The sequence below is a fragment of the Brevibacillus migulae genome (assembly GCF_004521915.1).
Lineage (GTDB): Bacteria > Bacillota > Bacilli > Brevibacillales > Brevibacillaceae > Brevibacillus_F > Brevibacillus_F migulae.
The window spans coordinates 26,034-46,431 of record NZ_SDKD01000015.1 but is presented as its reverse complement, the minus strand read 5'-3'; the positions used below and the strand labels follow the sequence as shown (position 1 = coordinate 46,431).

The 20,398-nt window shown below is 50.9% G+C and carries 20 protein-coding genes and 1 riboswitch; of the genes, 14 read left to right on the top strand and 6 right to left on the bottom strand.

Features of this window, described 5'->3' with window-relative positions:
- Positions 1-153 precede the first annotated feature (153 nt).
- Positions 154-624: a PaaI family thioesterase gene (locus tag EIZ37_RS17015; protein ID WP_134685966.1), complete on the top strand. Its 471-nt coding sequence runs from the start codon at positions 154-156 to the stop codon at positions 622-624.
- A 57-nt stretch (positions 625-681) separates the two neighbouring features.
- On the opposite strand, the gene EIZ37_RS17010 is transcribed toward EIZ37_RS17015, so the two are convergent.
- Positions 682-1,059 carry a hypothetical protein gene (locus EIZ37_RS17010; RefSeq protein ID WP_134685965.1) on the bottom strand — a complete coding sequence of 126 codons (378 nt, stop codon included), beginning with the start codon at positions 1,057-1,059 and terminating at the stop codon, positions 682-684.
- A 172-nt stretch (positions 1,060-1,231) separates the two neighbouring features.
- Between EIZ37_RS17010 and EIZ37_RS17005 the strand changes: the two genes are divergently transcribed.
- The 6 genes from EIZ37_RS17005 to EIZ37_RS16980 all read left to right on the top strand — a co-directional run bounded on the left by EIZ37_RS17005 (position 1,232) and on the right by EIZ37_RS16980 (position 5,387).
- Positions 1,232-2,005, top strand: coding sequence for an inositol monophosphatase family protein (locus tag EIZ37_RS17005; RefSeq protein WP_134685964.1), 774 nt, complete (start codon positions 1,232-1,234; stop codon positions 2,003-2,005).
- A 73-nt stretch (positions 2,006-2,078) separates the two neighbouring features.
- On the top strand, positions 2,079-2,528 hold the full coding sequence (locus EIZ37_RS17000; RefSeq protein WP_134685963.1) for a hypothetical protein: 450 nt from the start codon (positions 2,079-2,081) through the stop codon (positions 2,526-2,528).
- A gap of 12 nt (positions 2,529-2,540) precedes the next feature.
- Positions 2,541-2,777 (top strand): hypothetical protein, encoded by a 237-nt coding sequence (locus EIZ37_RS16995; RefSeq protein WP_235828075.1) that lies wholly within the window; start codon positions 2,541-2,543, stop codon positions 2,775-2,777.
- Positions 2,777-4,027 (top strand): glutathionylspermidine synthase family protein, encoded by a 1,251-nt coding sequence (locus tag EIZ37_RS16990; RefSeq protein WP_407921150.1) that lies wholly within the window; start codon positions 2,777-2,779, stop codon positions 4,025-4,027. Before EIZ37_RS16995 ends, EIZ37_RS16990 begins: the two co-directional genes overlap by 1 nt.
- Positions 4,028-4,042: 15 nt before the next feature.
- Positions 4,043-4,480 (top strand): DUF350 domain-containing protein, encoded by a 438-nt coding sequence (locus tag EIZ37_RS16985; protein WP_134685961.1) that lies wholly within the window; start codon positions 4,043-4,045, stop codon positions 4,478-4,480.
- A gap of 127 nt (positions 4,481-4,607) precedes the next feature.
- Positions 4,608-5,387, top strand: a complete 780-nt coding sequence (locus EIZ37_RS16980) for an ion transporter (RefSeq protein WP_134685960.1) — start codon at positions 4,608-4,610, stop codon at positions 5,385-5,387.
- Between the two features lie 71 nt (positions 5,388-5,458).
- On the opposite strand, the gene EIZ37_RS16975 is transcribed toward EIZ37_RS16980, so the two are convergent.
- Positions 5,459-6,676, bottom strand: coding sequence for a hypothetical protein (locus EIZ37_RS16975; protein ID WP_134685959.1), 1,218 nt, complete (start codon positions 6,674-6,676; stop codon positions 5,459-5,461).
- 183 nt (positions 6,677-6,859) lie between these two features.
- On the opposite strand from EIZ37_RS16975, the gene EIZ37_RS16970 reads away from it, so the two are divergent.
- The 3 genes from EIZ37_RS16970 to EIZ37_RS16960 all read left to right on the top strand — a co-directional run bounded on the left by EIZ37_RS16970 (position 6,860) and on the right by EIZ37_RS16960 (position 10,880).
- On the top strand, positions 6,860-9,577 hold the full coding sequence (locus EIZ37_RS16970; RefSeq protein WP_134685958.1) for a DNA translocase FtsK: 2,718 nt from the start codon (positions 6,860-6,862) through the stop codon (positions 9,575-9,577).
- A 14-nt stretch (positions 9,578-9,591) separates the two neighbouring features.
- Positions 9,592-9,987: a hypothetical protein gene (locus EIZ37_RS16965; RefSeq protein WP_134685957.1), complete on the top strand. Its 396-nt coding sequence runs from the start codon at positions 9,592-9,594 to the stop codon at positions 9,985-9,987.
- A gap of 149 nt (positions 9,988-10,136) precedes the next feature.
- Positions 10,137-10,880, top strand: a complete 744-nt coding sequence (locus EIZ37_RS16960; protein WP_134685956.1) for an IclR family transcriptional regulator — start codon at positions 10,137-10,139, stop codon at positions 10,878-10,880.
- Between the two features lie 175 nt (positions 10,881-11,055).
- On the opposite strand, the gene EIZ37_RS16955 is transcribed toward EIZ37_RS16960, so the two are convergent.
- On the bottom strand, positions 11,056-11,514 hold the full coding sequence (locus EIZ37_RS16955) for a hypothetical protein (RefSeq protein ID WP_134685955.1): 459 nt from the start codon (positions 11,512-11,514) through the stop codon (positions 11,056-11,058).
- A 418-nt stretch (positions 11,515-11,932) separates the two neighbouring features.
- Between EIZ37_RS16955 and EIZ37_RS16950 the strand changes: the two genes are divergently transcribed.
- Positions 11,933-12,127: a GNAT family N-acetyltransferase gene (locus EIZ37_RS16950; RefSeq protein WP_134685954.1), complete on the top strand. Its 195-nt coding sequence runs from the start codon at positions 11,933-11,935 to the stop codon at positions 12,125-12,127.
- Positions 12,128-12,590: 463 nt separating this feature from the next.
- On the opposite strand, the gene acnA is transcribed toward EIZ37_RS16950, so the two are convergent.
- Both acnA and EIZ37_RS16940 read right to left on the bottom strand, forming a co-directional pair.
- Entirely contained in the window at positions 12,591-15,320 is a 2,730-nt protein-coding gene (gene acnA, locus EIZ37_RS16945; RefSeq protein WP_134685953.1) for an aconitate hydratase AcnA, read from the bottom strand.
- Positions 15,321-15,483: 163 nt separating this feature from the next.
- Positions 15,484-16,509, bottom strand: coding sequence for a ThiF family adenylyltransferase (locus EIZ37_RS16940; RefSeq protein WP_134685952.1), 1,026 nt, complete (start codon positions 16,507-16,509; stop codon positions 15,484-15,486).
- A 171-nt stretch (positions 16,510-16,680) separates the two neighbouring features.
- Between EIZ37_RS16940 and moaC the strand changes: the two genes are divergently transcribed.
- The 3 genes from moaC (at position 16,681) to EIZ37_RS16925 (ending at position 19,873) form a co-directional block, all read left to right on the top strand.
- Entirely contained in the window at positions 16,681-17,160 is a 480-nt protein-coding gene (moaC, locus tag EIZ37_RS16935; RefSeq protein ID WP_134685951.1) for a cyclic pyranopterin monophosphate synthase MoaC, read from the top strand.
- A gap of 57 nt (positions 17,161-17,217) precedes the next feature.
- Positions 17,218-18,465, top strand: a complete 1,248-nt coding sequence (locus tag EIZ37_RS16930) for an MDR family MFS transporter (protein ID WP_134685950.1) — start codon at positions 17,218-17,220, stop codon at positions 18,463-18,465.
- Positions 18,466-18,501: 36 nt separating this feature from the next.
- Positions 18,502-18,629, top strand: a riboswitch (SAM riboswitch).
- A gap of 68 nt (positions 18,630-18,697) precedes the next feature.
- Positions 18,698-19,873: a pyridoxal phosphate-dependent aminotransferase gene (locus tag EIZ37_RS16925; RefSeq protein WP_134685949.1), complete on the top strand. Its 1,176-nt coding sequence runs from the start codon at positions 18,698-18,700 to the stop codon at positions 19,871-19,873.
- Between the two features lie 187 nt (positions 19,874-20,060).
- Here the strand turns inward: EIZ37_RS16925 and EIZ37_RS16920 are convergent, their stop codons facing one another.
- Positions 20,061-20,270 (bottom strand): hypothetical protein, encoded by a 210-nt coding sequence (locus EIZ37_RS16920; protein ID WP_134685948.1) that lies wholly within the window; start codon positions 20,268-20,270, stop codon positions 20,061-20,063.
- Positions 20,271-20,398: the final 128 nt, after the last annotated feature.

Here is a 20,398-nt window from a genome sequence, read left to right as displayed (position 1 = left end):
GAATCTTATATGTTTGAATTATCTTACCATTGTCCGGCAAACAGAAACAACCTTAAAACTCTGAACATTCGCTCAGATTGAATCGTCGAAGGGGTATGATAAAATGAGTTCATTCATGTTTGGCGTTCATCGCGAGTAAGAAGGGTGAGGTACATGAGGGAAGAGCTGTTGGAGATTTGCGAAACGGGAAATGCGGAGGAACAAGAAATTCTCAGGCTGGCCATGCAAGCGATCAAGCAAAAAAGGGAGCGAAACAGTGCATTTCTCTCCGGCTTTATGGGACTTACGGGACAGTTTTTGGATGAAAGGACGTACCAGTTCATCGTACCCATCACTCCCTTTATGCACAATCCGCTCGGGGTTGTTCATGGGGGCATTCTCGCCACCTTGATCGATTCGACGATGGGGTCGCTGGTCAATCGTTCGCTGCCGGAAAACCAGTTCGGTGTGACGACGGAGCTTAAAGTCAATTACCTGCGTTCGAGCAGGGAGGGGACACTCCGCTCGGAAGCCACCATTCTTCACCGCGGGCAGACCCTGATCGTCCTGCAAGGCAGCGTGTTTGACGAGCGGGACCGGCTGCTGGCACATGGAACCGCGACGTTTATGATTTTACATAAGTAAAAAGAAAAAAGCCTCTGTTCGTTTCGGATCGATATCCAAAGCAACAGAGACTTTTTCTTATTTAATCACGACAAGGCCGGAATACTGAGCGATATACTGCAGCATTTTATCTGTCAAGGGAACGATAAACTCCATGTTTTCTCTTTCGATGACACCGGAGCGGGTTACGATCCGTGCCCACTTTACCGTAACTTTATAATAATCAGAGCCAAACTCTGAGCGGATCATTTCATGCTTCTGGCGGAACATTACGACTTGGGAATCGAGTGAATATGGAACGATGCTGACAATGTCCTCGAGGAACAAGTGGTAAGTCATGTGGGGCTTATGAAACACCAATTCCTTGTTGGTGACGGACGTTCCAAGGCTTCTATTCATTTGAGTCAGCTTCAGTTCTCCCTCAAGGTTCTTCAGCCGGATAAAATCATTGTTCACGTCTAAAACCTCCTTTAGGATAAGCCGAGTGATTTCTTTATCATAGTCACTTGCTAATTGGAACGCAATGTAAATATATTGAAAAATGTAAGCGAGGTGGATTGAACTTGCCAGTGATGTTGGTTACCATTCGAAAATGATGAAATCTTGACTGTAAAAGGAGACTTGATTGATGATCGACATCGCCATTCAGGCAGCGAAGGAAGCAGGCGCTTACCTCAAAGAGCGGTTTACGCAGCAGCTGTTTCCTGATCTAGAATCCCATAACGATGTAAAGCTGCCGGAAGATAAGGAAAGCGAACGGAGAATTATTGAAGTGCTGCATCGTCATTTTCCGACGCATACCATTATCTCGGAAGAAGTTGGCCTGGTGAAGCGCGAAGACGAATATCTGTGGATTGTTGATCCGTTGGACGGCACAAATAACTACTTCATTGGCTATCCTTATTTTTCGGTCTCCATCGCCTTGCAATATAAAGGTGAAATTGTGTTGGGGGTCGTCTATAACCCCGTTTCCGAGCAGCTGTTCTGGGCGGAAAAAGGAAAGGGCGCTTTTTTAAACGGGAAAAAACTAGCGGTCAATACACGCAAGGAACGAAAGAAGGCAGTTGGCACCTATGTCCGTGGCCGTGAATCCATTTCCAAGGAAGACGAATACGAATTTACGAAGCCGTTCTTCCTGGAAACAAAACGATTGATGCGCAATATCGGGCCTGCGTTGGATTTTTGTCTGCTGGCACATGGCTGGATCGATTACATTGTCTTCCACAAATCGGGCATCATGGATGTGGCTGCAGGACTTCTTATTGCACAGGAAGCGGGGGCGGTCATCACGTATTGGGATAGCAGTCCGTATGAGCAGGAGCCTTACGATGAGGCGAAGCTGCCAAGCTTTCTTGTCACAAATGGAGTCATCCACGAGGACATACGCCGTCTGCTCAGATGAGCGGGCGGCGAAACCTTTTTTTCCCTGAATCGTAAAAGATTATGCTGCCATATATGAAAAGGAGGGTTGCGGATTGGCGCGTTTGGAGTACCGAAAACTGGATGAAGCAAATCACTTCCCGGTCCTGTACTATTATGACCATATCGACAAAGACGAAATATCGTTGCGGTTTGCTTGCGATTATTTTGTCAAGGGCAGGGAGGTCTACGAAAAGACCTCCACGGCAATTGAACCGCATGCTTACGTGATCTATGTGAAACGCTCGGAAGAAGAGCAAGCGGTAACATACACAGATGCAGCTGGCTTGCGCTGGGGACGCGTGCAGATTGAAGTGCGCGAATACCGCGAAAATACCGCTCATTATCCCTTGGTGCATCTCTATCAGTTTACAGAGGATGATGATGCACTTTTGCTCCTGCAAAGCGATTACATCACGCTGGGCGGAAAAGAGTGGGAGAAAACATCAACAGAGGTAGACGAAGATCGCAAGGTGTACGTCTACTATGCGAAACCAACCGGGTAGGAGGGAAAGTGTGTGGGCAGTAAAACGGCAAAGGTGACCATCATGTTTGTCGCGGCAGCCATGATCGCGTCGGGATGTGCGTCCGATGATTCCGAATATGAGGATGATGCCTATTACGAAGAAGAAGATGACGACGGCGGTTCCGGCGGCGGCAGCACGTATGTGAGCTCAGGCGGCAAGAAATACGTTTCAAGCGGAAAAAGCAGCCCGAAAAGCGGGATCGGCAGCTCCGGTTCGTCCAGCTCATGATGCGAAAAGAAGAGTACCGTGAACGACGGGAGCACATCTATCGGCCGCTGCGTGAAGCCGGCATTTTTACATGGGACTATTTATATGAGGAAGAGTATGCGCTGGCGGATATCCATTTGATTCCTTCCGCTTTGCGTCATGAAATCGCCGCAGCGACAGCTCAGCTTGGGCGGATTTTTCAACGGGTGGTGCCCGTCTTGCAGCAAGCAGACGATCGGTTGCTTCACGAGCTGGGGATTCCCGAGGAAGCATGGGGGGCCGTTCGGCTTCGCTCAAAGCTATCCTATCCGACCGTGATCGGCCGCTTTGATTTTGCCCAGACGCTGGAAGGTTTGAAGATGCTCGAATTTAACAGCGATACGCCGACGGGGATCGTGGAAGCATTTTATGTGAATGAGCATCTGTGCCGTTACTATGGCGTAAAAAATCCCAACCAAGGGCATGAGCATGATCTGCATCAGGCGTTTCAGCAAGCTGTGGAGGAGTATAAAAAAGCGAATATTCCCACAGAACATGTGGTTTTTAGCTCACTGGATTGGCATGAAGAGGATGCAGGGACAACCCGCTATCTGCTGGAGAACTCCGGATTGGAAGGGCGTTTTGTCCCTTTAGCGGATTTGCGTGTCTGGCAGGATCGGCTGTATGCCAAGGTGGGGGAGGAACTTATACCCGTTGATCTGCTTTACCGCCTGCACGCATTGGAAAAGCTGGCCGCCGAGCAAGACGAGGAAGGGTATCCGACTGGTGCGCACGTACTGGATCTGATCGCGCGCAGGCGACTGACGGTGATCAATCCGCCCACTGGATTTCTGATGCAGACCAAAGCATTGCAAGCACTAATCTGGAGCCTGCATGAAGAGGGGCAGTTTTGGAGTGAAGAGGAACACGCCATCATCGATGCTTATATGCTTCCCACCTATTTTGAAAATCGCTTTGCAGGTTCGACAGCTTATGTGACCAAGCCGATATTTGGACGCGAAGGGGGAGGAGTCACCCTGTATTCACAGGAGGGGGAGACCATTGCCCGGGACATGGAGCAGGAATACTGGGAGCAGCCCATGATTTATCAACAGCTGGTGAAGCTACCCCAGGTCTCGGTACATACGCTCAAAGGCAGATACGAAGGCCATTTGCTTTGGGGCAGTTTTTTGCTGGGAGGAAAGCCTTCTGCGATCATCGCCAGAGTGGGTGGGAAAATTACGAGCAATCTGTCTTATTATCTTCCAATCGGACTGATACCAAATGAATAGAAAGGGGAGAGCAGCATGGGCTCTCAATGGCCATCCATTTTAAATTTCTTGACCTATCTGGCAGTAACGATTCCGATCTTCGCCTTTGGCATTTTCGTCTTTTTATATACGACGCCGTATAAAGAATATCAGCTCATTGCAGATGGCGCGAACACGGATGATCCGCAAAAGGTAGCAGCGGCAAAAGCGGCCGCGCATGACCTGGGGGGGAAAATCCTCGGGTTAACGATCGTGCTGGCTTCCGCGGTTTACAATTCAGTCGGTCTGCTTGATCTCGTCGTGTGGGGCATTCTCGGCACGGTTTTCCAGGTGCTGATTTTCTATCTGTTTGAGCTTGTGACGCCGTTTCGTGTCGTATCCGAAATCCCCAAAGGAAATGTTTCCGTAGGTATCTTCGCATCCCGTCTCAGTATTGCAGCTGGGTTGCTGATGGCCGCGTTAATCAGTTACTAGTTGTCAGAGCCCCTGCAGGATGGCACAATAGTGCTTGCACTGTAGGGGTTTTTAAGAGCGACTAAGCTCCGCCAAAGACTTGGCGTAGCCAAGTTTTTTTAATTGGTTAGGGAAGAGGGACCCGGAAATGTATGCACGCATCTTGTATGAATTGTTTGTCATGCTCCTCGTCATCACGTACGCCCTTTTGATTTTTGCCGATCCCGCGAATCATCCTGAATTGACGGAGGAGCTGCTGCAACAGATTGATCTCTTTTTGCTCATCTTTTTGTTTGCAGAGTTCATCATGCGTCTCTGGAGGGCAAAGGAAAAGCGCCGGTTCCTGAAAGAAAACTGGTTTGACATCATTGCCATGATACCGTTTGATCAATTCTTTTATCTGGCCAGGTTCATGCGGGTGATCCGGTTGATCCGTATTTTGCGTGCCTCTCCTTTTATGTGGAGTCTTCTGCATTCGCCTTCGATTCGCTGGATTTTTACCATCGCAGGGATGATCATGCTCTGGAGTTCCATCGGCATCTACTTTTTGGAAAAGGGCGTCAACGAAAATGTGCAGACGTTCTCCGATGCTCTCTGGTGGTCGATCGTGACGACTACGACTGTAGGGTATGGGGACATTTCGCCCGTCACCGGAAGCGGACGCACGATCGCGGCCTTTTTGATGCTGACGGGGATCGGACTGTTGGGGGCATTGACCGCGAACTTCGCCAATCATTGGTCGGATTATTTTATGAGCAAGCAGGGGGATCGATCCAATCGCGTCCATCATGAACTGAAAAACAATGCGCTCAAACAGGTGCAGCAGATTGAGACATTAAGCCAGGAAGAGTTTGCGACGCTGGTCTCTACATTGGAATTGCTGCATAAACCGCCTCAACATGAAAAGAATCACTTCCCTAAACCTTGATCCTCCCATCTAGCGAGAAAAAAAGAGATGTCCTCCGAAACAGGAGCGACATCTCTTTTGCTATTTCCGTTCTATGGAAGGATCATGGAACCGAGGTCGGCCTCATAGCCCTGTTCTTCTAAAGAAAAATCAATGATCGCTCGCAGGAAGCCGTTTTCGTCGAATGCTTCCAACGCTTTATCATCCTTCTTGAGATCCTCATAGTTTACGACGTCCGCTGCTTTTGGCACGTTAATCGCGGTCGCCTTGCCATAGTTCCAGGCAAGTGTATCTGCCGCAAAGCCAAATGTAACCGGCTTCGCGTCAAGAGTCTCATCATTTACGGTGATGGAGAAATCACTGACTTGCTTCACCGTCAGCTTGTTTTGGTCGATGTAGTAATCCAGCGTCAGATTGAGGCCATCAATGCCTTCTTCTTTCGCGAGCTCAACGATTTTTTCCGGGGTATACTCTTTACCCTCGGTCTCCAGCCATTGCTTCAGCTCCTGCAAGCCCAAAGTCACCATGGCTTCTGCTTGCGTACGGCGCTCGGCAGGAGTCATTTTCATGGTCGGATCATTTTTCTCTGCGATTTCACCAGTCATGACGAGGAAGTCGACAGCGAAATTTTTCACTTCCGCATTGGTGGTTGCATCTTCTGCGATATAGCGGAGCAATTGGATGATTTCTTTCATATCCAGGGTAATGGACAGATGAGTGGTCTCTACGCTCTCGCCATTTGGCAGTTTAACAGTTTCTTTGCCATGGTTCTTTACTTGGCTGAGCTTATACCCAAATTTCGGGATGTATTTTTTCAAGAAGGAAAGGGTCAGCTTCTGAGCTTTTTCTTGAAAATCCTTCATTTCTTCTGCTGAAATGGATGTATCGATATTGTTGGAAAGCTGCAAGTACTTTTGATCGAGAGGCGTCTTCACATACACATCGTTGGTATCGACCAGCACTTCGAGAGAAGCCTTTTGATCGCCGCTCCACAGCTTTTGATCGCGCAGTACTTGTTCATCGTTCATTTCAATAACCATTTTTGCCTTTTGCAGGTCCTGCTGGGAGCCAGTCAGCTTGAATCCAGCTTCCAACGCTTTCAGGATAGCTGTCAACTCCGGATCGTTTTCTTCCTCTGCCAGCTTGAACAATTTGTCCTTGTCTCCGGAAAGCTTAAACGTGGTTTGGTAATCGTAGTTGGGGTGATCCAGCGATGCGACAACCGTATCCCTTACAAGCGATGCTTGACCGGAGCAACCAGCCAATAACAGCATGAGCGCAAGGAATAGAACGCTCCATTTTTTCATCATGCTTTTTCCTCCTCAAATTTCTCCTCATCAACCAGATGGGCAAAAACACTCTCTATTAATAACGTTTGAATTGGAAAAATGTTTCAGTGGATAACAAAAAAACGCAAAAATACCGCAAAACCGCATTTTCTGGTAAGATGATAAGAAGTAACGCTGAAGGTCAAGCAGAGAGGACGAAGCAACATGTGGTCGTGGTTACTGAAGCTGATGCAATTTTTTCGAGATGAGGAAGAAGAAGGACTCGACAAGCCTGAGACAAAGGCTAGGGAAAGCCGGTCTGTCTATCCTTCCAGTCAGCTGCAGGCAAAAACGAAAAATATTTATCCGCGGGAACGAGAGGGTTCGAATACACCGAGACGCAGCCGTGAAAAAGAACGGCACTTCCGCTTTCCTGTTATTCCGGACCAGCCAAAAGAGAAGCGGCAGCGTCCGGAGCCGGCACAGCGGGATTATCCAAGCGCACCCAGGGCAGAGCACTTCCAGCCAAAGCCGGAACAACCAAAGAAAAGTTCACATACATATACACCAGAAAAAAGGCAGTATACGCCAACTGAGGTCGTATCGCCGATCTATGGCCGGTTGAAGCCGGAACGGGAGCAAAGAAACGAAAGTGAACGCGCGGACCATGAAAAACCGGCTGGGATGAACCAGCAGCTCTCGGAGCGGGAGAATATTCCGGATCTGTCTAAACAGCTGCCGGAGCCGAACTGGACGAAGCTTTTGCTGGCCATGGATCGGGCTGGCGAGCGCAATGCGGAAGAACGGTCCCAACAGCTGTCAGGCGCAATGGAGACGGGCAGCGAAAATGCGGCTCCACAGGTGATTCCTGCTGCAGCGAAACTGGCTGGACCGCAGGCAGCTGAAGCTATGCAAACAGAGTTAACTGCTGCTGTAGCCGAAACGGCAGCCGCATCAGCGGCGGACAGTGAAGCTCCATCCGTGATGACGTTCCCTGCAAAAGACTGGCCAATGCCTTCTATGCCGGTGATGGAGCGACAAGAGAGTGAAGAACTTGAAGAGCTTGAAGTTAGTAAGGATAGCGAAGGAACCTCCGGATTAGAGCAAGAGCTTTCAGTCTTACCGAAAGAGAGTGAGATTGCCTTTCGGGAAGAAGAAGAGGAAATCGTGCCTGTTCAGGTGCGCGAGGAGCCAACACCTTCTCCAGCACTGTCGGAAGAAGAGCTTCCAGTAAATGAGGGGCATCGGACTGAGGAAGCACAGGCGGAAGCACTGGAAAACGGGACACAGATGGAAGAAACATCTGCTGCTGCGTGGGTAGAGCCGACGAAAGTGGAAGAAGCGCCTGCTGCTGCGTGGGTAGAGCCGACGAAAGCGGAAGAAGCGCCTGCTGCTGCGTGGGCAGTGCCGACGCGTGTGGAAGAAGCGGTAAGTGGGGCCACTCCAGCTGCGGCTTCACATGTTGATATCCCGGAAACGGCTGCCGCACCGATTGCCCATGAAAGCTTGGCGCCGGTGGAGAACGATAACTCTGGCTATCTCTTTCCGGACGTCTCCTTATTAGACCCTTCTCCGCAAGCAACGCGGGTTGACGATGAACATACGGAGATCCAACGGATGCTGCTGGAGGATACGTTGAGCAACTTCAATGTCAGCGCACAGGTCATCGGGATCGTCAAGGGGCCGTCGGTCACACGCTTTGAGCTGCAGCCTGCCCCAGGGGTGAAGGTGAACAAGATCACCGGTTTGATAGATGATATCAAACTGAATCTGGCTGCCAAGGATATCCGGATTGAAGCGCCAATCCCGGGGCGCAACGCGGTAGGGATTGAAGTGCCGAACCTGAAAAGCGAACCGATTTTCATTCGCCGCATCATCGAATCGGAAAAATTCCGCAATCATCCATCGCCGCTTGCCATCGCACTGGGGATGGACATTGGCGGCGAACCGATTGTCACTGATATCAAAAAAATGCCGCATGGATTGATCGCAGGGTCGACAGGCTCCGGAAAAAGCGTCTGCATCAACTCGATTATCGTCAGCCTTCTCTACAAGGCAACGCCGGAGCAGGTACGCCTGCTGCTGATAGATCCGAAGATGGTGGAGCTCGCTCCTTACAATCATCTGCCGCATCTGGTCACACCGGTAGTGACGGATGCCAAACAGGCGACAGCCGCTTTGAAATGGGCGGTAGAGGAGATGGAGCGACGCTATACGCTGTTTGTGGATGCGGGAGCACGGGATATAGAACGCTACAATCAGACAACGAACGATCCGCTTCCCTATATTGTGATCATCATTGACGAGCTGGCTGACCTGATGATGGTTTCCCCGCAGGATGTGGAAGAATGCATTATCCGGATTGCCCAAAAAGCGCGTGCCTGTGGAATCCATTTGCTGTTGGCCACCCAGCGTCCTTCTGTGGATGTCATCACGGGCAACATTAAGGCGAACGTGCCGACTCGCCTTGCTTTTGCAGTATTTTCACAGATCGACTCGCGGACGATTCTCGACCAGTCCGGGGCGGAGCGACTGCTGGGCCGCGGCGACATGCTCTTTTTGGAAAGCGGCGCGACACCGCTGCGCTTGCAAGGGAACTATGTCTCTGACGATGAGATTGAGCGCGTCACGAATCGGATTAAAAAGCAGCGCAAGCCGGAATATTTGTTTAGCAAAGAGGACTTGGAACAATCGGTTCAATCCTTTGACATGGGAGATGACCCGCTGTATCTTGAAGCACTCATCCATGTGGCTGAGCAGGGCCAGGCATCGGCTTCAGCCCTGCAGCGCCGTTTCCGTATCGGATATAACCGGGCCGCCCGTCTCATCGATATGATGGAGGCAGAAGGACATGTGTCTGGACAAAGCGGAGGAAAAGCGCGGACCGTACTGATCACCCGGGAAGATGCACAGGCACTAATGGATGGAAGTACATTGGTCTAAAAAAGGAGGAGGCAATGGAGCATCAGCAACGAAAGTACCAGGTAATCAACGAGCAAGTGGTATTGTTTGATGAAGAGTATTATCTGCGCGTGTTTCGCTTACCAATCGAGTCATTGGCGGTGGACCAACGCACGGAGCTTTTTGATCAGCTGTATGCCTTCGAACATCACGATGTCCAGTTGGAGATCGACGTCTCGGAAGAACACCTAGGAGTATGGTATTTACAGTTGCTTGTTCCACACATGCTGACGTTACCTGAAGCCGCGATACGGCGTATGGATGCGGGGATACAGGTCTTGGAAGCATATTTGTCCGCATCCCGCATCAAGGTGAGCGAGCTCAGTCTGCGAGGGGAGCAGATCTACCAGTATGTCAAAAGGTACAATCCCCATCTCATCATTACGTCCTAACACAGAAGCAGCCGCTTCCCTTGGGGGAGCTGGCTGCTTCTTTTCCTCTTCCCATCGGGAAAAGCACTTTTCCTCATCCTGACAATGAGTTATACTGTATAGCAGAACACAATTTCACCTAATGAAACCTGAAAAGTAGGTGTCGGGATTTGGACGAACAAAAATCAACCGTTCGTGCTGTCGAACGTGCGTTGGATATCCTGTTATGCTTTACGGACGAAAAAGAATTGGGACTAACGGAGATTGCCAGCCGCATTTCCCTGCATAAAAGCACGGTTCATCGCTTGCTCGCCACGCTGGAAAGCAGGGGCTTTGTGCTGCGGGATGCCGATACGGACAAATATCGCTTGGGCTTCCGGCTCTGGGAGCTTTCCGCCAACCTCGGACATTCCGATGACCTGCCAACCGTGCTGCTGCCGGAGATGGAGCGCTTGCGTGATCTGCTAGAAGAGACCATCAGCTTGTATGTACGTGATGGAAAAGAGCGGATTCGCATCCAGGCTGTTCAGAGCAACCAGCCGGTGCGCAGGGTAGCGCCAATCGGGGCGCGTATGCCGCTTGCCGTAGGGGCTTCCAGCAAGGTGTTGGTAGCGTATGCCGATCATAGCTTTCTCCAGGAGCTGCTCCATGATTCATCGTGGCCGGAGACGGTGGATCGAGACTCCTTTCTCGAACAGCTGGAGCAAATCCGGGAGCACGGCTATGCGACCAGTGTGGAGGAACGCGAGATCGGCGCGGCTGCAATCGCCGCACCCATTTTCAACCGCAGCGGCAAGCTGGTGGCGGCTTTGGCGGTATCGGGGCCGTCTAACCGTTTGACAGAAGAGCAGATGCAAAAGTTTGCCGCTCCGATCATCGAGGCGGCCAAACGAATGGGAAAAATGGTGAAGTAATGGTTGGGAGAACGAGATAAAGAGTGATAAAGAGGAAAGGTCCTGATGACAGGATCCTTTCCTTTTGCTTTTACTGTATCAGAAAGGATAGACTTCACGACGAACCAGCCTGATCAGCATGATAAACTTCCGCTAAGAAGGACAGCTTCATCGAGAGGGCCACTATTGATTTTTTTTATTGGAGGGCAAAATGAATGCGCAACGGATATTGGTCATTTGCGAGTACCGTTACACAGAGACTCTGCAGATCAGGAGCAGTGGCCGGCTCGGGATACACGCTGTCAAATAGAGCAACTCGGGTAAAATCGACAGGCAGGCCCAACGATTGATATCCCGTAATGGCATGACCTTTTACCATATCGCCAAATTCAGTAAGCACGCTTTGCTTCATGCTCTCGTCTATCATTTCTGCAGGCACATTGAACGATTCGAGCAGCTTGGTTACGGTGTCCTCAGGCATTCCAATGATAATGTCGCCCTGAGTCGCGCCGGATAATTGCGAGACAATTAATGCGGTTTCATCCGTATAGGGGGATTTCTCTAGCTGCAAATCATGGCGCTGTATGTCCATTCCTAAAGGGCCCAAAACGGAGATCAAGCCCCTCAGATAGGTGTTTATTAGTTGTGCGTCCACTGGAATTCATCCTTTTTTCAGTTGATAGTTAGAAAGTTCCTCTGTATGTTGCGAGGGAATGCGTAACGAAGGGATTGTACCATGGAATGATCAGATAAACCAGTTGCAATCATGGACAAGAACCCTTAAGGATATGAGGCCACTTGAGGTGGTTGAGGAATATATACCCCTGATACTTGCTGATCAAACCGATGGAAGAGAAAATGGAAAGGAAAAATTCGTCGGCAGCAGCGTAACCAGAACGGATTCACATAACAGCCCAGGTCCATAATACCGGGCGCACGAAGCGCATCAAACGCGAATGATGAGTACATGCCAAAGAGATAAGCCGGATCAACGGATTCACGGCTTCCTCAACCGCACTGGCAATGATGACAGAAGAGTTGCAACTCTTGAAACAACGTTTTAAAGTGTAAGAGTGAAGCGGATAAATCTGGTGGACTTCAATCTCGAAAAAGGAGAAGCTGAGATTGGCTATCGGGTGGGAGAATCCTGTGTCGGAAAAGGAGTTGCCTCGCGGGGCCTGGAGCTTCTTCTACAAAAAGCGGTATGTGACTATGGCGTTTCCCGGCTATTTGCGAAGACCACGAGTGCAAATGTCGGCTCACAGTAAGTATTGGAGAAAAATGGATTTATCCTACAGTCGGTAGAGCACAATGGAATCCAGATTAGTGGGGAAGGGCAAGACTTTTACCATTATCGATGGAGTCCGTGCTAAGCAAGAACCAAAGGCCAGTGACGGTATCTCGTCATTGGCCGTTTTTTTGGTTTTACAAAAAAGCCACGTGAGGAAGGGAAGAGAGGGACGGGCGGAGTCTTTGTCACACCTGCTGAGGTGGAGCTTCCAAAAACGGTACACGCTTGTCGCGCAACCTCTACGCATGAATATGCTTCCTCGAAACTTTTGCGCGACGTACCGTTTTTGGAAGCGGAACCGGACAGTTTCCACTCCCATGCAGGTGTGGCAAGAACGATGCTCCGCCCTCTCTTCCCTTCCCCCACCACCATGTTTGCACGACAACAACCAAAATAAAAAGAAAGACGCCCAATTGGACGTCTTTCTGACTAAAATCTATTTATGCGTTTACTGGTTGACCTTCATCAAGCAGCTGGCGCAGAACGGTTTGCAGAATACCGCTGTTACGGTAGTAGTCTACATCCACCAAGCTGTCCAGACGTAAGATGGTGTCGAATTCAAATGTGCTGCCATCGGTGCGAGTCGCTTTCACCTTCACGCGTTGACCTGGTTGTACTTGATCGCTCAAGCCCAGGATATCGAAGGTTTCCGTACCGTCGATGCCCAGCTCTCTCCAGCCTTTACCGTCAGCAAATTGCAGCGGCAGTACGCCCATACCAACCAGGTTGGAACGGTGGATACGCTCGAAGCTTTCTGCGATAACGGCTTTTACGCCGAGGAGGAAGGTACCTTTTGCCGCCCAGTCACGGGAGCTTCCTGTACCGTACTCTTTACCCGCGATGACCACGAGGTTGGTGCCGTCTGCTTGATACTTCATGGAAGCATCATAGATGGACATCACTTCGCCAGTTGGCAGGTATTTGGTTACGCCGCCTTCAGTGCCAGGAGCCACTTGGTTGCGGATGCGGATGTTCGCGAAGGTACCGCGCATCATCACGTCATGGCTACCACGGCGAGCACCGTAGGAGTTGAAGTCTTTGCGTTCTACGCCATGCTCTTGCAGATAGATACCTGCAGGGCTGGTTGGCGAGATGTTACCCGCTGGGGAGATGTGGTCAGTTGTGACGGAATCACCCATGAGCGCGAGTGTGCGAGCGCCTTTGATTTCTTCGATATGACCCACATCGCCTGTGATGTTTTTGAAGAATGGCGGCTCTTGGATATAAGTGGAGTTGAGATCCCAGTCGTACAGATCGCCTGTAGGAGCGTCGATCTCGTTCCAAGCTTTGTTTGCAGTGAACACGTGCTCGTACTCCGCGCGGAACAGAGCCGGGTTCATTGCTTTTTTGGTTGCTTCCATGATTTCTTGTGGAGTTGGCCAAATGTCTTTCAGGTAAACAGGTTGACCGTCGCTGCCAGTTCCGATCGGATCTTTGGTCAGGTCGATGTTCACGGTTCCTGCCAATGCATACGCGATTACGAGCGGCGGAGAAGCCAGGTAGTTTGCTTTTACTTGCGCATGGATACGACCTTCGAAGTTACGGTTACCGGAAAGTACCGCAGCCACGGTCAGATCGTTGTCCGCGATCGCTTTGCTTGTTTCTTCAGGCAATGGACCGGAGTTACCGATACAGGTCGTGCAACCATAGCCGACTACGTTGAAGCCGATAGCATTGAGGGAATCAAGCAGGCCAGCATCGATCAGGTATTGGGTAACGACACGAGATCCTGGAGCCAGAGAGCTCTTCACGAATGGAGGCTTTTTCAGACCTTTTTCCACCGCTTTTTTCGCTACGAGACCAGCGCCGAGCATTACGCTTGGGTTGGATGTGTTCGTGCAAGAGGTGATCGCTGCGATTACCACGGAACCGGTTTTCAGTTCAGCTGTTTCACCGTTTGGATAAGTTACGCTAGCTTTTGCTGCGATTTTCTCTTCGGACAGACCGAAGCCGCCTTTTTCGATTGGCGCACGCAGGCTTTCATTGAAGGAGTCCTTCATGTTGGTCAGCTCTACGCGGTCTTGTGGACGCTTAGGACCAGCCAAGCTAGGCACTACGGTAGAGAGATCCAGTTCCAGTGTTTCGGAGAATACCGGGTCTGGAGTATCGTCTGTACGGAACAGACCTTGTGCTTTGGTATAGGTTTCAACCAGGCTAACCAGCTCTTCATCACGGCCGGTTTGACGCATGTAGTTGAGCGTTTCCGCATCCACTGGGAAGAAGCCCATTGTCGCGCCGTATTCAGGAGCCATGTTGGCAACGGTCGCACGGTCAGCCAGCGAGATGTTGGAGAGGCCGGAGCCATAGAACTCTACAAATTTCCCTACAACGCCTTTTTTACGCAGCATTTGCGTGACAGTCAGCGCGAGGTCTGTCGCAGTAGCGCCTTCGGACAGTGTACCAGTCAGTTTGAAACCGACTACCTCAGGAGTTACGAAGTACAGAGGTTGACCGAGCATACCAGCTTCTGCCTCGATACCGCCAACGCCCCAACCAAGTACGCCAAGACCGTTGATCATGGTGGTGTGGGAGTCAGTACCTACGAGAGAGTCAGGGAATGCAGTCAATTCGCCATCTACTTCACGGCTTGCTACCACTGTTGCGAGGTATTCCAGGTTCACTTGGTGAACGATACCAGTCGCTGGCGGTACTGCACGGAAGTTATCGAAAGCGGTTTGTGCCCAACGCAGGAAGCGGTAACGCTCTTGGTTGCGCTCAAACTCAAGCTTCATGTTGTTTTCGAGAGCTTTGTCGTTTCCGAAATCGTCAACCATGACGGAGTGGTCAATGACGAGATCCACTGGAACGAGCGGGTTGATTCGTTTTGGATCGCCGCCCGCGTTTTTCATCGCGATACGCATAGCAGCCAAGTCAACAACGGCAGGTACGCCGGTGAAGTCTTGCAGTACGATGCGTGCAGGCATGAGCGGAACTTCTTGGTTCTCGTCACGGCCTTTGTTCCAAGTAGCTAATTGTTGCACATGTTCTTTGGTAATGGCGCGGCCGTCAAATTGACGAACAGCTGCCTCCAAGAGAACTTTAATCGAGAAAGGAAGCTTGGAGATTTCACCAATGCCTTGTTCTTCCAAGCCTTGCAGTCGATAGTAAGCATACGATTTGCTGCCTACCTGCAAAGAGGACTTGACATTGTAAGCATCTTTCTTTGCCATTCGATTGACCTCCTTGTGTTCTTACGTATAAGTTTCATTAGATGAAACCACGTTTCGTTTTTTGTTTTTACGGTCTTATTATACTTCAAATGCTTCCGGCCTTCTAGCACTTTTTCATAAAATGTTCAAAAAATGTCATACGTGTAAAGTGATTATGAAACATCTATGCACCAATGTATTTCGCGTGCAGGGAACGGGCCAGTCCGATATCGTTCGTTCCTTGGACAAGCACGCGTCCGTCCGGGAAAACCACGAGCGTGTAGGGATCATGATGAAACCGCAGCAGGAACTTGTTTTGCTCGATGGTTCCAAGGGGAGCCAGGGTCTGAGCAAGGCGATCGAGATCGAGCCTCATCTGTTCACCGGGATTGATTTGCACGGTGTCACGTCCGCACAGGGATACCGCCAGTCCCTCAGGGGAGTCCGGAGAAAGAAAAGCGTATTCTCCTTTTCCGCACGCTGGGCAATCCTTTCGCCGCGTATGGCTGACTTTGATCTGCTGATGCTGATTTTCCCAGAGATCAAAGTGCTCGAGATGCGGATTGAAAGCATCGCTTGCTCCTACGAGTATCTTCAAAGCCTCTGTCGCCTGATAGGAGGCGATGATATGTATGATCGGACCGATCACGCCGGCCGTATCACAAGTCGGTGCATCTCCTGCTTTGGGTGCTTCCGGAAACAAGCAGCGCATACAAGGAGTTTCCCCCGGACGGATGGTGGTAAACATGCCTTTCGCGCTAACCGCACCTCCGTATACCCAAGGGATGCCGTGCTTGACGCATACGTCGTTAATCAAATATCTTGTCTGGAAATTATCCGTGGCATCCAGCACCACATCGACATCGGCCAGCAATTCCTCGGCATTGTAGGGGGTCAAATCGGTTACATGTGGATCCAGGCGGACGCTGGAATTGATTTTTGCCAGCTTCTCGGCAGCCGCCACCGCTTTGGGAAGCGCCTGTTTCGCATCGTCCTCATCATAGAGCATCTGCCGCTGCAAGTTGCTTGGCTCGACAAAGTCACGATCGATGAACCGGACAAAGCCGACTCCCGCACGCACCATATGATTGGCCAGCACCGTGCCCAATGCCCCCATCCCGACAATAGCCACACGACTGGCCAGCAAGCGCTCCTGACCTTGTTTGCCGATTCCATGGAACAGAACTTGTCTGGAATAACGAGTATTCATGAAAAGTTTTCCCCTCTTTGCTTAATTTCCATCCTCGTGCCCACGATATCATAACCGGGTATCGCTGCCAATGATGCTTGGCCGTAATTCACACTTTTCACCGATTGATTTATTTTGATCGCGGGTTTATCGTAGGAATAGTGTGGCAACACCCGGACAATGGAGGATGACATGAGCGATCAATTGACGCATTTTAATGAACAAAATCGCGCGCAAATGGTGGATATTTCGGAAAAAGGCACGACCAAGCGTGTCGCCGTTGCGAGCAGCAGAGTACAAATGCAGCCGGAAACGCTGATACGTATTAAGGAAGGAAAAATCAGCAAAGGGGATGTGCTGGCTGTGGCGCAAGTAGCCGGCATCATGGCTGCGAAAAAGACATGGGAGATCATCCCGATGTGTCACCCGATTCCGTTATCGGGGGTAGACATTCACTTTTCTTTTGAAGGGGAGGACACGCTGCTGGTCGAAGCTACGGCCAAAACGACCGGACAGACGGGCGTCGAAATGGAGGCGCTGACCGCTGCGAGCGTGGCTGTACTGACGGTGTACGATATGTGCAAGGCCATGGATAAAGGCATGATCCTGGGGCCGACCTATCTCGTCAGCAAAACGGGCGGAAAAAGCGGAGACTTTGCCAGAGAGACTTAATGGCCGACCGATTCTCGGCAGCAGTAGATATATAATAGGGAAGAAAGAGGAATCGGAATGAAGCTGCGCACGAATGCGTATCCAGGTATCATGTGGCTGCTTTTTGCAGCGGCGGTCGTCTTTGCGACCGGTATGGCTTTTTTGTGGCCTTTGACTACGCTTTACATTCGCGATGTGTTAGGGAAATCATTAACGACCGCAGGCGTAGTCCTCTTCTTTAACCAGGGAGGCTTTCTCGTCGGAAGTCTCATCGGCGGCGTCTTATTCGACCGGTGGGGGAAACGGCGAACACTGCTTACGTTCACGGTGCTTGCCCTGCTTGCTGCCTTCGGGATGGGACTGTGGCAGGATCTCTGGATTTACGGGGTGCTGCTTACGGTGACTGGCTTATGCTCCGGGGTCATTTATCCGGGGATGTATGCATTGGCAAGCGTGTTCTGGCCGGAAGGTGGCAGAAAAGGCATTAATCTGGTCTATGTGGCGGTGAATGTCGGGGTAGCGCTTGGTTCTGCTTTAGGCGGTCTGGTCGCGACGCTTTCTTTTCAATGGACCTTTTATGGAAATGGATTCGTGCAAGTGGCTGTGCTGCTGCTGTTCTCGCTCATGCTGACGAAAAAGCATTTGCAAGCCGCAAGCCTGCCAGCCGGAAGCCAAGAGGAAAGCAGACCAGTGGATACGGGCGGCACTGTGCAGGTCAGCAGCAGAAAAGGTCATTTGCCGATTATCATGCTCTGCACGGGCTTGTTGATTCTCTGGGTGGTCTATGTGCAATGGCAAAGCAATCTGGCGCCATATATCCAGAGCTTCGGACTGACCCTGGCTGATTACAGCACGCTGTGGACGTTGAACGGCGCGATGATCTTGTGCGGCCAGCCTGTCATTAGCTGGGTGATCAAGCGATTCGCCCGCACCCTGCATGCGCAAATTCTTCTGGGCTCGTACATTTTTGTTTGCTCGATGCTCATACTGTCGCAGGCGTCCACCTACGCGGCATTTTTTACCGCGATGATGGTGATGACCCTAGGGGAAATGCTCGTCTGGCCAGGAGTGCCGACGATCGCAGCGGAATTGGCTCCAGCGGGCAGGGAAGGCTGGTATCAAGGCATGGTATCCGGAGCTTCCTCAGCGGGCAGGATGATTGGCCCTTTGCTGGGGGCCATCCTGATGGAATCGTTGTCCCCGATGTGGATGATCGTCATCATGGCGGCCTGCTGTCTGATCGCCGTATTTTTCTTCAGCCAGTACAAGCGTTTTGCAAAAGCAGGTTCAGGGCTGGGGATTGACAGATCTGCACTGACTCGCTAGGATAAAGGAAGTTTATTTTAATGAAAAAAGCATAAGTACTTATCCAGAGAGGTGGAGGGACTGGCCCGATGAAGCCCGGCAGCGGATCGGCAGCGTGCAGCTTTTGCGATGCACGATGCAGATGCTGTGCCAATTCCAGCAGGATGATTCCTGGCAGATAAGGTGCGGATATCGAACCCCTTTTTCTGTATGGAAAAGGGGTTTTACTTTTGATTGGAAAGGAAGAACAGACATGCGTATTCAACCGTCCTCCATGGTGGAGCGACTGCCCGTACAGTTTTTCTCCACGCTGGTTGCCAAAACCAATAAAGCGATTGCCGCCGGACACGATATTATCAATCTGGGACAAGGAAATCCGGATTTGCCTACCCCGCAGCATATCGTCGAAGAGCTGCAGCAGCAAGCGGCCAATCCGCTGCATCATAAATATCCTCCGTTTCAAGGACGCCGTGAATTAAAGGAAGCAGTGGCCTACTGGTATAAGCAGGAATTTGATGTCGACCTCGATCCGGAAGAAGAGGTAGCGATTCTTTTCGGCAGCAAGACGGGGCTGGTCGAGATCTGCCAAGTCCTGATGAATCCCGGCGATGTCGCGCTTGTGCCGGATCCCGGATATCCGGACTATTGGTCGGGTGTCGCGGTTGTGGACGGACGGATGGTCATGATGCCGCTTCGTGCGGAAAACGACTTTTTGCCTGATTATGGCCAGCTGGCTGCGAGCGATCTGGAACGGGCCAAGCTGATGTTTCTCAATTATCCAAATAACCCGACTGCTGTGAATGCACCGGTTTCCTTTTATGAAGAAACGATTCAATTTGCCCGCAAGCATGAGATTGTGGTCTGCCATGATTTTGCCTATGGGGCGATCAGCTTCGACGGCAAAAAGCCGGTCAGCTTCATGCAGGTGCCTGGGGCAAAAGAGGTAGGGGTCGAGTTTTACACCTTGTCCAAGACCTACAATATGGCTGGCTGGCGCGTAGGCGCGATGGTAGGGAATCGCGAGCTGGTCCGCCTGATCAATTTGATCCAGGATCACTACTTCGTCAGCCTGTTCGGCGCTGTTCAAATGGCGGCAGTACGTGCGATGACCGATTCGCAGGCTTCGGTGCGTGATCTGGTCGCTATCTATGAAAGCAGGAGAAATGTGCTGTTCGACAGTCTTCATGAGATCGGCTGGAAGGCGAAGCCGTCGCAGGGCTCCTTCTTTGCGTGGCTGCCGATTCCGTCGGGATATGATTCCGTCCAGTTTTCCGATTTGCTGCTGGAAAAAGCGCATGTCGTGGTCGCACCGGGCGTGGGCTTTGGTCCGACGGGCGAGGGCTATGTGCGAGTCGCGCTGCTTTCCGAAGAGGCACGACTGCGGGAAGCGGTGCAGCGCATTGCCAAGCTCAACCTTTTTAAGAAATAGAATTCGATCTGAAAGAACCTGGTCCAGTGACTGGGTTCTTTTTTGTATACAAGTGGGATGAGGGTAAGCTCATAGCGTGAAAACATGGATGATGTAAAAAAAGATTCGAGGTTCACCTTCGAATCTTTTTCTGGCCAAGAATGATTGTTTTCACCGCTGCCTCCGGGAGGTTCAGCACGAGTGACATTCACGCACCTACAGGGGGATCATTCAACCCACCATTCGTAAAAGCATAAATGCCTGTACCGTCTGGTGGATCGTTTACCCCTCCATGTATGAAAGCAAGGATATCGCCCCCATCAGGATGCAACGGATCAACTAGTTCGATTGCATCGAGCAAAAACAATCCTCCACCTAACAGTACCATCATCAAGAAAGCTACAGCCAACTTCGGCATCGTTTTCACCTCCCTGTTACCCCATTTCCCTCATTGTAGCGCCAGCACATTCCCAAGCATAAGGGAAGCGAGGGCTGGAAAACCGGGAAATACGCAAGGAAGTCAACGGGAATAAAAACGACGATTAT